Annotated in this window: 12 protein-coding genes; 11 read left to right on the top strand and 1 reads right to left on the bottom strand. The window is 32.1% G+C overall.

What is annotated here, in order from left to right; translation table 11 throughout:
* Positions 1-8 precede the first annotated feature (8 nt).
* Positions 9-998 (bottom strand): endolytic transglycosylase MltG, encoded by a 990-nt coding sequence (gene mltG / locus AAH949_RS03160; RefSeq protein ID WP_134238979.1) that lies wholly within the window; start codon positions 996-998, stop codon positions 9-11.
* On the opposite strand from mltG, the gene AAH949_RS03165 reads away from it, so the two are divergent.
* The 11 genes from AAH949_RS03165 (at position 958) to AAH949_RS03215 (ending at position 12,521) form a co-directional block, all read left to right on the top strand.
* Positions 958-3,498, top strand: a complete 2,541-nt coding sequence (locus AAH949_RS03165; RefSeq protein ID WP_348518959.1) for an AsmA-like C-terminal domain-containing protein — start codon at positions 958-960, stop codon at positions 3,496-3,498. The two genes, mltG and AAH949_RS03165, sit on opposite strands and share 41 nt — an antisense overlap.
* Positions 3,499-3,617: 119 nt before the next feature.
* Entirely contained in the window at positions 3,618-5,822 is a 2,205-nt protein-coding gene (locus AAH949_RS03170) for an NADP-dependent isocitrate dehydrogenase (protein WP_348518960.1), read from the top strand.
* Positions 5,819-6,721 carry a malate dehydrogenase gene (locus AAH949_RS03175; protein ID WP_348518961.1) on the top strand — a complete coding sequence of 301 codons (903 nt, stop codon included), beginning with the start codon at positions 5,819-5,821 and terminating at the stop codon, positions 6,719-6,721. Before AAH949_RS03170 ends, AAH949_RS03175 begins: the two co-directional genes overlap by 4 nt.
* A gap of 1 nt (position 6,722) precedes the next feature.
* Positions 6,723-7,886, top strand: coding sequence for an ADP-forming succinate--CoA ligase subunit beta (sucC, locus tag AAH949_RS03180; protein WP_348518962.1), 1,164 nt, complete (start codon positions 6,723-6,725; stop codon positions 7,884-7,886).
* Positions 7,887-7,895: 9 nt separating this feature from the next.
* Entirely contained in the window at positions 7,896-8,765 is an 870-nt protein-coding gene (gene sucD, locus AAH949_RS03185; RefSeq protein ID WP_072230414.1) for a succinate--CoA ligase subunit alpha, read from the top strand.
* Positions 8,766-8,778: 13 nt separating this feature from the next.
* A complete protein-coding gene (locus tag AAH949_RS03190) occupies positions 8,779-9,093 on the top strand; it encodes a 4Fe-4S dicluster domain-containing protein (RefSeq protein ID WP_134238974.1) in 315 nt (104 codons plus the stop codon).
* Positions 9,094-9,101: 8 nt separating this feature from the next.
* Positions 9,102-10,226, top strand: coding sequence for a 2-oxoglutarate synthase subunit alpha (locus tag AAH949_RS03195; protein ID WP_134238973.1), 1,125 nt, complete (start codon positions 9,102-9,104; stop codon positions 10,224-10,226).
* Position 10,227: 1 nt separating this feature from the next.
* The gene (locus AAH949_RS03200; protein ID WP_134238972.1) at positions 10,228-11,073 is read left to right on the top strand and encodes a 2-oxoglutarate ferredoxin oxidoreductase subunit beta; all 846 of its coding nucleotides are present in this window, start codon (positions 10,228-10,230) and stop codon (positions 11,071-11,073) included.
* The gene (locus tag AAH949_RS03205) at positions 11,070-11,627 is read left to right on the top strand and encodes a 2-oxoacid:acceptor oxidoreductase family protein (protein ID WP_134238971.1); all 558 of its coding nucleotides are present in this window, start codon (positions 11,070-11,072) and stop codon (positions 11,625-11,627) included. Before AAH949_RS03200 ends, AAH949_RS03205 begins: the two co-directional genes overlap by 4 nt.
* Before the next feature lie 109 nt (positions 11,628-11,736).
* Positions 11,737-12,000, top strand: a complete 264-nt coding sequence (locus AAH949_RS03210; RefSeq protein WP_134238970.1) for a DUF2018 family protein — start codon at positions 11,737-11,739, stop codon at positions 11,998-12,000.
* A gap of 2 nt (positions 12,001-12,002) precedes the next feature.
* Positions 12,003-12,521: an exporting protein gene (locus AAH949_RS03215; protein WP_243832614.1), complete on the top strand. Its 519-nt coding sequence runs from the start codon at positions 12,003-12,005 to the stop codon at positions 12,519-12,521.

A 12,521-nucleotide genomic window follows, 5' to 3' on the forward strand; every position in this document is an offset into this window, starting at 1 on the left:
TTTAAAAATCATTTGCCTTTTTGCAAATCAATAGCTTTATTGTGATCATTTAAATTTGTACTGAAAATATGTTTTCCGCTCTGTTTATCTCTCATAAAATATAAATAATCACTTGAGCCTTTTTTATTTTTATCGAAAAATCTTTTTTCAAAAATTACAGCACGAATGGCGTTTATTGATACATTGCAGACTGCTTCTTTGGGAAAACCTTCAAATTTGTAAGTATTATAATAACTGTTGTCTTGTCTTATTCTCTCAGGTGTTACTTTAGTATGGGAGTAAATTCCATAATTTAGCGTCCCATCCATTTGAAGTTTCATTCCTTTTCTTAAACGGTTATAAATCACACTGGCAACCATCTGCATTTCATCATTATTTGCCGCTTCTTTTTGCACGACAGATGCTGCAATGATAATCTCACGCCATTTTCTACTTTTAAGATCATCCAAGGTAAGATAATGCATGGCGATTTTTTTATAAGTATTTTCTGAATGTTTTAGTAAAAAATAAATCAATAAAGGCTCTGTAATTCCTTTTGGAATTTTGTAAGTTTCTGGATAAAGCATACCCTCTTCAAATTCGGCTTGTTTTTTGTACTCTGCGAGTAATTTTTCTTTATTTAAATTTAGCTGATTTGCAAGTTGTTCTAAAAAAATGATTGTTGTTTCGCCTGGTATTAAAGTAATGCTTTCAAGTGCGGCTTTAGCAACAGTAAGTTTGTGTAAAAATTCGACTTTATTAAGAGGTTTTGTGCCTATATTGATCCAGCCAGATTGAGGGTGGCCTAGGAGAAATAAAATATATTTGTCAATTTTGCTCATATTGTAGTGATTGTTATTTAAATAGGTTATAATTTGTCCTACTGAACCTTGCGGTATGTAAACAACACTATTGCTTTTTATAGGCAAAAGTAAATAATAAAAAATTGCAAGGATTAAAATAAGAAAGAAATTTGAAATGATAAAAAAAATTGCACGCGTTTTTGGACTTATTTTCATTGTGTTTTTTATCCTTTTTGTGATTTTAAAATTTGGTATTTCTATATCAAGCTTGAATTTCGATTTTTTAAAACTTGAGCAATTATATATTAAAATAGATAAAAAATTAATTGTAAGAGCAAAAAAAATTAGTTTTAAAGAAGATGATAACGCAAGCTCAATCCAGAGTCAAAGCATGGCAAGAGAAATTTTTGATATCAGCAAAGGTTTAAAATATCTTTATTTTTTCACTCAAGAAATTAATATTGAAAATTTGAATATCAAGGGACAAGAATTTCAGTTTTTATTTAAAAATAATGAGTTTTTTATCAACAATCCTACTTTATTTTTAAAATTGAATTTACAAAGAACTGAAAATGAAATAAATGCTAATATTATAAAAATGAAAGTAAAAGATTATAATGCTAGTGTTGATGGAAATATTTCTATTAATACCAATAGTGAATTTTATTTTTTTAGTGGTAAAGTTACAGCTCCTGAAGTAGATTTTAATGCTTCGTTTTCTTATAAAAAAAATCAATTGGCCTATAAACTAGAAGATATTAATATTTATGATATAGAAAAGGTTTTATTGAAAATCAATCAAAAATATAATCTAGATTCTCATTTACTTGAATGGGTTGGCAAAAAAGTGAAGGGCGATTTTTATCATTTTGATTATTTTAGTGGGTTTGCAGATTTGGCACATAATAATTATTATTATGATGAAATTAAAGCTTTTGGTTATGCAAAAAATGTTTTAGTAAAGCTCGATGATAATATAGATGCGATTAAAATTCCTCATCTTGATATGAATTTGAGCAAGCAAAAATTAGATTTCAATTTTAAAGAAGCTGCATTTAATCAATATGATATTTCTCAAAGCAAGGTGTATTTATATGATATTATGCAAAGTGACAAAATAGGCATTTTTCTTCATATAAAATCTTCCCAGCTTTTATTAGATAAAAATGTTAATAAAATTTTAAAACTTTATGATATTGATTTACCTTTTAATCAATTAAGTGGAAAGTTAAAAAGTGATTTGATTTTAAAAATTCCTTTTCAAGCACAAAATTCTGTGTATTATTTGGGTGAATTTGATATGCAGGATGCAAAGCTTGATTTGTTTGATCTTAATGTCAGTGCAGCAAAAGTCATTTTAAAAGATGAAAAAGCCAGTATAATAGTGCCAAATATGGAAAGTGATTTTTTAAAAGCAGAACTTAATGCTAGTATAAATTTTTTTCAAAAGCAAGGGATTTTTGATTTAAATTTAAGCAAACTTTCTTTACCAATGCTACTTGATATGAAAAATGAGAATATGCAATTTGTATTTGATTTTGAAGGTGAAAAAAGGTTAAGCTCTTCAGAATGGGGTTTGGATATGAATTTAAGCGACGGTTTATTTTTAAGGGTGCATTCATTTAAAAAATTTGAACCTTATTCGGAATTATTGCAAAAATTTAAATTTCAAAATACTGAAGATATTACTTTTTATACTAAGGATTTTGATAATTTTGAAATGGTAGTGAAAAATGGTATATTTGACAGCGAATTTTATGCCAATGATAAGCCTTATGTTAAAGATAGTTTTTTTATAAGTAAAAATTCTAGTGGTATAAAAATTAGAACCCAAAGTGAATTAGTAAGTGCTGATTTAAATGATGATGTTAATCATATTTTTATAAAAAATTTAAAATTAGCTTATAAAAATTCAGACAGTGAAAAAATTACCACACATATTGTCAGCAAACCTACTTACATAAATGCGCAAAATAGTGCTTTGTTTTTGCAAGATTTTAATAAAACCTTAAGTTTTGATAATCTTAAAGCAAATCTTTTAAATGATCATGTAAAAGTTGTAGCAAATTATAAACAAAGTGACTTTGATCTTGAATTTAATTCTGAAAAAATGATTTTAAAAATTTCTAATATTAGCGATGAAGTTTTAAATAATTTTTTTGGAAGAACGGTGGTTGAAAATGGAGTTTTTAATTTTTTAATAGAAGGTAAAAGTTCGAAAGAATATAAGGGTAAGATTTGGATTAAAAATACTCATTTTACAGGCCTGAAGTTTCAAAATCAATTGGTAAGTTTTTTGGACACAATTCCGAGTTTATTGCTTTTTAAAACACCCACTTTTAACGAGAAGGGTTTAAATGTAGAAAAAGGCGCAGTTGTATTTAATAGAAAAGGTGATATTTTAACTTTGGAAGGTTTAAATTTGGATGGAGATAGTATTGATATTTTAGGCACAGGGGTGATTAATTTAAAAAGTAATGCTTTAAATATTGATTTACAATTAAAAACCCTTAAATCAACATCTGAGGCTATTTCTAAAGTTCCTATTATTAATCAAATTATTTTGGGTAAGAATCGAGAAATTTCAACAACGGTAAAGGTTGATGGACAAATTGATAATCCGGAATTTCACACTCAAATTTTAACAGAGACCTTAAAAACACCTTTAAATTTGATAAAAAATATTTTTGAATTGCCAGCAAATTTATTTAATTAAGTAATTTTTAAGTTAAGTGTGTAAATTTAAGACATAATAAAAATTCGTTGAAATAAAATTTTATTTTTTAATCTACTTTGTTATATATTGTCAGAGGAAAATAAAATAAAAGGAATAAGATGCACATAACTTATACACTAACAGATGAGTCGCCCGCTCTTGCGACTTATTCTTTTTTGCCTATAGTGCAGGCTTTTTTAAATAGAGTTAATATAAGTGTTAAGACTTCCGATATTTCTTTGTCTGGAAGAATTTTGGCTAATTTTGGTGAATATCTAAAAGATACGCAAAAATGCGAAGATGCTTTAGAAATTTTAGGTGAACTTGTAAAAAATCCGCAAGCAAATCTCATTAAAACACCTAATATTTCAGCATCTATTCCACAACTTAAAGCAGCAATTAAAGAATTGCAAGCCAAGGGTTATATGTTACCAAATTACCCAGATGAACCAAAGAATGATGAAGAAGCGCAAATTAAAGCAAAATATCAAAAAGTTTTAGGTTCTGCGGTTAATCCCGTATTAAGACAAGGAAACTCTGATCGTCGCTCTACTAAAGCAGTTAAAGATTATGCGAAAAATAATCCTTATCGTGTGGTTGAGTTTAATCCTAATTCAAAAACTCGTGTTTCTTATATGAAGGAAGGTGATTTTTTCTCTAATGAGAAAGCGGTTTTAATCAATGAGGATTGCGTTGCCAGTATCGAATTTGTAGGAAATAATGGCAAAAGTGAAGTTTTAAAAGAAGGTTTAAAACTTGAAAAGAATGAAATTTTAGACGCTACTTTTATGGATGTAGCAAAGTTGCAAGAATTTTATGCCAAAGAAATTAAAGCTAGCAAAGACGATGATGTGCTTTTTTCATTGCATTTAAAAGCTACAATGATGAAAGTAAGCGACCCTATACTTTTTGGTTATGCGGTAAGCACTTTCTTTAAAGAGTTATTTGTAGAATTTAAAGATGAATTTGAAAAACTAGGAATCAATCCAAATAATGGACTAAGTGAGCTTTTGAGCAAGGTTGAAACTTCAAGCAAAAAAGATGAAATTTTAAAAAAATATAATGAAATTTTGACTAATTCTGCTGATATTTCTATGGTAAATTCAGACAAAGGTATTACAAATTTACATGTACCAAGCGATGTGATTGTTGATGCTTCTATGCCTGCAATGCTTAAAAATGGTGCAAGATTGTGGGATAAAGAAGGCAAAGAAAAAGATACTAATGCAGTCATTCCTGATCAAACTTATGCGACTATTTACGAGGCTGTAATTGAAGATTTGCGTAAGAATGGCACTTTGAATCCTGCAAAATTAGGCAGTGTTTCAAATGTGGGTTTAATGGCCAAAAAAGCTCAAGAATACGGCTCGCATGATAAAACCTTTGTGGCTAAAGAAGATGGGACTTTTAAAATCATTGTTAATGGTAAAGTTTTATTGGAGCATAAGGTTAAGAAAGGCGATATCTATAGGGCTAATCAAGCTAAATTTGATGCGGTGTTAAATTGGATCGATTTAGGCATTGAAAGAGCTGATTTAACAAGTACCGAAGCGATTTTTTGGCTGGATAGCAAAAGAGCAAGCAATAAAATTATGATCGAATTGGTGCAAAATCGCTTGAAAGAAAAGGGTAAAAATATAGCTATTTTAGCGCCATATGATGCTTGTTTAAAAAGTTTAGAGCTTATCCGCGGAGGAAAAGATGTGATTTCTATCACAGGAAATGTGCTAAGAGATTATTTAACCGATCTTTTCCCTATTTTAGAGCTTGGAACTAGTGCAAAAATGTTATCTGTTGTGCCAATGTTAAACGGTGGAGCGATGTTTGAAACAGGAGCGGGTGGTTCAGCACCGAAGCAAGTGGAACAATTAGTAGAAGAAAATCATTTGCGTTGGGATAGTTTGGGCGAGTTTTTAGCTTTACAAGCGAGTTTAGAATTTTATGCCAATAAATGCAATCATCACAAAGCCAAAGTTTTGGCAGAATGTCTTGATGAAGCTATAGGAGAATGGCTTGAAAACAATAAAGCTCCATCAAGAAAAGTCAAAGAAGATGATAATCGCACGAGTCATTTTTATTTGGCCATGTATTTTGCAAATCATTTAGCAAGACAAGCAAATGATATAGAACTTCAAAGCTTTTTTAAAGATATTGCTTTAGAGCTTTCTTCTAATGAAGAAAAAATTAGAGCTGAATTTAATGATGCACAAGGAGTTAAAGTTGATCTTGGCGGTTATTATAAATTTGATGATGAAAAAGTAAATAAAATTATGCGTCCAAGTGCGACTTTTAATGCCATTATAGAAAAAATAGGACAAAGATGAAAATTGCAATCATCGGAGCGGGTAATGTAGGCGGAAGTGTTGCTTATGCGATCATTTTAAGAGAATTTGCAACGCAAATTGTTTTAGTTGATATTAATGAAGATTTACTTTATGCAAAAGAACTTGAACTTTCTCAAAGCATAGCGGCTTTAAATTTGGATATTGAGTTGATTTGTTCTACGGATTATTCTCATACAAAAAATTCAGATATTGTGCTTTTTAGTGCAGGTTTTGCAAGAAAAGACGGACAAAGTAGAGAAGAGCTTTTGCAGCTTAATACCAACATAATGCTCGATTGTGCTAGAAAAATTAAAGAATTTAGCGCCGATCCGCTTTTTATTATCCTAACTAATCCGGTGGATTTTTTACTTAATACTCTTTATGAGAGTAAAATTTTTTCTTCCAAAAAGATTGTTGCTATGGCAGGAGTTTTAGATAATGCTCGTTTTAAATATGAGCTTGCTAAAAAATTAAAAGCGAAAATTTCAAGTGTAGATACGAGATTAATTGGTTTTCATAATGATGATATGGTTTTGGTTAAATCTTATGCAAGTGTGAAAAATCAAAAAATAAGTGAACTTTTAAGTGAAGAAGAATTTGAAGATTTAGAAAATGAAGTAAAGACAGGAGGTGCTAAGGTTATAAAGCATTTGAAAACCTCGGCTTATTTGGCGCCTGCTAGTGCTTGTGTGAGAATGCTTGAGTCTATCAGGAGTGGAGAATTTTTGCCTATGAGTGTGATTTTGCATGGAGAATTTGGAGTGCAAAATAAAGCATTGGGAACGATGGCAAGATTAGGTTTAGAAGGTGTTGTTGAGATCATGAAACTTGATCTTAGCAACGAAGAAAAAGATAAAATAAAAAAATCATTAATAAAATATCAATACATAAAGGAATAAAATGAATATACATGAATATCAAGCAAAAGCGATTTTTGCAGATAATGGTATCCCTACTTTAAAGGGAAAAGTTGCATTTAGTGTTGATGAGGCTGTGGCAAATGCTAAAGAATTAGGCGGTAGTGTTTGGGCAGTTAAAGCCCAAATTCACGCAGGTGGCCGTGGTCTTGGTGGTGGTGTTAAAATTGCTAAAAATTTAGATGAAGTAAAAGGCTATGCAAGTCAAATTTTAGGTATGAATTTGGTTACTCATCAAACAGGACCAGAAGGAAAACTCGTACAAAAGCTTTATGTAGAAAGTGGTGCAAATATTGTAAAAGAATATTATTTGGCTATTTTGTTCAACAGAATGGCAGAACAAATCACCATTATCGCTTCAAGTGAAGGTGGGATGGATATAGAAAAAGTAGCTAAAGAAAGTCCAGAAAAAATTGCAAAAGTAGGCATTGATCCGCAAATTGGTTTTAAAATGTTCCATGGACTTGAAGTGGCAAAAGTTTTGGGACTTGACAAAGATGAAAGCAAAAAACTTATTTCTATGATAGCAAAGCTTTATAAGCTTTATATGGATAAAGATATGAATATGCTTGAAATCAATCCTCTAATCAAAACTGCAGAAGGCGATTTCTATGCACTTGATGCAAAATGTAGTTTTGATGATAGTGCACTTTATCGTCACCCAGAAATTGCTGAGCTTAGAGATATCACAGAAGAAAATCCAGCTGAAAGAGAAGCGGCTGAATTTGGTTTAAGCTATGTAAAATTGGATGGCGATGTAGCTTGTATGGTAAATGGTGCTGGACTTGCAATGGCGACTATGGATATTATTAATTACAGTGGCGCAAAACCTGCAAATTTTTTAGATGTGGGTGGTGGTGCATCACCTGAAACGGTTGCAAAAGCTTTTGAAATCATTTTAAGAGATAAAAATGTAAAAGTGATATTTATCAATATCTTTGGTGGTATTGTTCGTTGTGATAGAATTGCAAATGGAATTTTAGAAGCGACTAAAAATGTTGAGGTTAATATTCCAATTGTTGTTCGTCTTGATGGTACAAATGCAGCTGAAGCTAAGGCAATTTTAGATAATTCAAATCTTAAAAATATCAAAGCAGCCACCAATCTTAAAAATGGCGCAGAATTAGTAAAAAGTTTAGTAGGATAAGGATAAAAAATGAGTATATTGGTTAATAAAAATACAAAAGTAATCGTTCAAGGTTTTACAGGTAAAGAGGCAACTTTTCATGCAGAACAATGTATGGCTTATGGTACAAATATAGTTGGAGGTGTAACCCCTCATAAAGGTGGGCAAACTCATCTTGGAAAGCCAGTTTTTGATACCGTAGCTGATGCGGTTAAAGCTACAGGAGCTGATGTGAGCTTGATTTTTGTTCCTGCTTTTGCTGTGGGTGATAGTGTGATTGAAGCAGCTGATGCGGGCATTAAACTTGCAGTTGTAATTACAGAGCATACTCCGGTTAAAGATATGATGTTTGCTAAGCAATATGCAAATAAAAAAGGTATGAAAATCATAGGACCAAATTGCCCAGGAATTATCACTTCTGAAGAGTGTAAATTAGGCATTATGCCAGGATTTATCTTCAAAAAAGGTTGCGTAGGACTTATTTCAAAAAGTGGAACTTTAACTTATGAAGCAGCCAATCAAGTTGTTCAAGGTGGATATGGAATTTCTACTGCGGTAGGAATTGGGGGAGATCCTATTATAGGGCTTGCTTATAAAGAACTTTTGAGCGAATTTCAAAAAGATGATGAAACTAAAGCTATTGTAATGATAGGGGAAATTGGTGGTAGCTTAGAAGTGGAAGCAGCTAAATTTATTAAAGAAAATATTAGTAAACCTGTGGTAGCATTCATTGCTGGAGCGACTGCGCCAAAGGGTAAAAGAATGGGACACGCAGGAGCAATTGTAGGCAGTGCAGATGAGAGTGCTGCGGCTAAAAAAGAAGCATTAAAGTCTTATGGAATTCATGTGGTAGATTCTCCAGCTTTAATTGGCGAAGAAATTCAAAAAATATTAGGTTGATAAAGGAAAAATTATGAGTATAGTAGCTCCAAAAGATACCCCTGTTTGGGTAAATGAGCATAGGTGTAAAGCTTGTAATATTTGCGTTAGCTATTGTCCTGCAGGAGTTTTAGCTATGCGTGATGATATTCATGCGGTTTTAGGACAAATGATAGAAGTTGTTCATCCTGAATCTTGTATAGGATGTAGCGAGTGCGAGGCGCATTGTCCGGATTTTGCTATTATGGTGGCAAAAAGAGAAGAGTTTAAATTTGCAAAACTCACAAGCGAAGCAAAAGATAGAGCTGAAGCTGTGAAAAAAAATAAATATAAAAAATTGAGTGCATAGGATAGGATATGAGAGAAGTTATAGCAACAGGAAATGTTTTAATCGCTAAAGCTGCGATTGATTGTGGATGTAAATTTTTTGGAGGTTATCCTATCACTCCAAGTTCTGAAATTGCACATGAGTTAAGTCATTTATTGCCGGCAAATGATGGAACTTTTATTCAAATGGAAGATGAAATTTCGGGTGTGAGCGTGGCTATTGGTGCTGCAATGAGTGGTGTAAAATCAATGACTGCAAGTAGTGGTCCTGGAATTTCTTTAAAAGCAGAGCAAATTGGACTTGCGTTTATTGCTGAAATTCCGCTTGTAATTGTAAATGTTATGAGGGGTGGTCCATCAACTGGACTTCCAACAAGGGTGGCACAAGGAGATTTATTTCAAGCAAAAGCGCCAACTCATGGAGATTTTGCAAGCATAGCTATCGCACCAGCATCTTTGGAAGAAGCGTATTTGCAAACTATAAGAGCTTTTAATTTGGCAGAAAAATATATGACTCCTGTATTTTTACTTATGGATGAAACTGTAGGACATATGAACGGAAAAGCAGTATTACCTGATTTAAAAGATATAGAGATTATAAACCGTAAAAAATTTACAGGCGATAAAAAAGATTATAAACCTTATGCAGCGGGCGAAAATGAACCTGCAACGCTTAATCCATTCTTTACAGGTTATCGTTACCATGTAACAGGATTACATCATGGAGATATAGGATTTCCAACTGAAGATGGTGCTATAGTAAAGAAAAATATGGAAAGACTTATAGGTAAAATTAAAAACAATAGCGATGATATTTGTGCCTATGAAGAGTATATGATGGATGATGCTGAATTTTTAATCATTGCTTATGGAAGTGTAAGTCGTTCAGCAAAAGAAGCTATCAATAGACTTAGAGAAGAAGGCTTAAAAGTAGGACTTTTCCGCCCAATTACTCTTTATCCAGTGGCTGAGAAAAAAATTGCAGAAGTTGTAGCCAAATTTAAAAAAGTAATGGTAAGTGAGCTAAATATGGGACAATATTTAGAAGAAATTGAAAGAGTAAGTTCTCGTCGCGATTTTATCAGTTTGCATCGTGCAAATGGTCGTCCTATCACTCCAAGTGAGATCATTGCTAAAGTAAAGGAGAATATATAAAATGGCATTTGATTATGATGAATACTTAAGGGTAGATAAACTTCCAACTCAATGGTGTTGGGGTTGTGGTGATGGTGTTGTTTTAAAATGTATTATCCGTGCTGTGCAAAAACTTGGTTGGAATATGGATGATGTTTGTTTGGTTTCGGGTATTGGTTGTAGTGGTAGAATGAGTTCTTATGTAAATTGTAATACCGTTCATACGACTCACGGAAGAGCTATTGCTTATGCTACAGGTATAAAATTAGCCAATCCAAGCAAACATGTGATTGTGGTAAGTGGTGATGGCGATACTCTAGCAATTGGTGGAAATCATACCATTCATGGATGTCGTAGAAATATTGACTTAACTCATATTGTGATTAATAATTTTATCTATGGACTTACAAATTCACAAACCTCTCCTACAACTCCGCAAGGATTTTATACTGTAACCGCTCAACATGGTAATATTGATCCAAATTTTGATGCATGTGAATTAACTAAGGCTGCTGGAGCTTCTTTTGTGGCAAGAGGCAATGTAATTGAAGCAAATAAACTAGAAAATTTGATTTATAAGGCTTTAGCGCATAAGGGTTATAGTTTTGTAGATGTTTTCTCAAACTGCCATATCAATTTAGGTAGAAAAAACAAAATGGGCGAAGCGGTGGCTATGCTTGATTGGATTAAAAATCGTGTAGTGGATAAGTCTAAATTTGATGGCTTGGATTTTGAAGAAAGAAAAGATAAATTTCCTACAGGAATTTTGCATCAAGATGAAAGTAAAGCCGAGTATTGCCATGCTTATGAGGAAGTTCGAAGAGCGGCTAAAGAAAATAGAATGGTTGATTTAGGAGCTTTAAAATGAAATATCAATTAAGATTTGGCGGCGAAGGCGGACAAGGTGTTATTACTGCAGGAGAAATTTTAGCTGAAGCGGCGATTAAAGAAGGTCGCTATGCTTTTAAAGCTTCTACTTATACCTCGCAAGTTAGAGGGGGTCCTACTAAGGTTGATATTATTATCGATGATAAGGAAATTCTTTTCCCTTATGCAGTAGAAGGTGAAGTTGATTTTATGCTTTCAACTGCAGATAAAGGCTATAAAGGATTTCGCGGTGGTGTAAAAGAGGGTGGTATCATAGTAGTGGAACCAAATTTAGTGCATCCTGAAAGCGAAGACTATAAAAAATGGCAAATTTTTGAAATTCCTATCATTACTATCGCAAAAGATGAGGTGGGAAATGTTGCTACTCAATCTGTTGTGGCACTTGCCATTGCTGCTTATATGAGCAAATGTATTGATTTAAATGTTTTAAAAGAAACCATGCTTCATATGGTTCCTGCTAAGACAAGAGATGCAAATGCTAAGGCTTTTGATTTGGGTATTAAATACGCGCAAAATACAAAAGCACATTCTTAATATGACGCCTTTTGGCGTCCTTTACTCCGTAATTTTTTAAAATTAAACTGATTTTAATTGATAGGGTTTTATAATCTTAACTTTAAATATAATTTTAAGGTAAAAGAATATGGATCTTTTTGATGAAATTTTAAATAAAACTCCCAAAGAAAAATTTATAGAAATCATACAAAATGGAAATTTGGGTGCTTTAGAAAAAGTTTTTGAAGAGTTTTTTTCTGAGCATATTGCCATGATAGAATTGCTGGAAAAGCAAGGTTTAAACGAAGGAGATGTGAAAAATTTTATACTTGAAAATGGGGATTTTATCACACAAAGACACAATGATATTTTTATAGAATTGGGTGCTAAAATTTTAGGTCATGAGGGCTGATTTTGAAATTTTTATTTACTCTTTGCATTTGCGTTTTCGCCTTTGCGAGTGAGCCTATTTTTGAACACACTTATGAATTTGTTTTAAAAAAAGATGAAAGAGCCAGTGTGGAAATTAAAGAATTGGGCTTTGAAAATGAGGTGCAAAATTTTGATTTTTACTGGACTTTGTTTGATAATACTAATCTTATCGTTCATACAAAATTCAGAAAATATCCAAGACAGTTTGTCCTTTCTTTGCGTAGGAATTTAAATTGGGCAACTCAAACTTTGATCCCTGATTATAAAAATCCACATATTGATAGAGCAAGGCTTATTTTAGAATTTAGTGGCTATAATAAGGGCTTAGCAACTTTTAAAGTTTATATAGAAGATAAGGAGTCTCGTTTAATGGTGGAATTCTTAGATCCAAGAAAAAAACCTTTGCAAAATCCACCGCAAAACAATCAAGTGGTGCCCATGATTAATTTTAACGAGTCTCAAGTAAAACCGCTAAGGGGACAAGAAAATGATGCAAATTAA

This window comes from Campylobacter sp. CCS1377 (assembly GCF_040008265.1).
Taxonomy (GTDB): Bacteria; Campylobacterota; Campylobacteria; order Campylobacterales; family Campylobacteraceae; genus Campylobacter_D.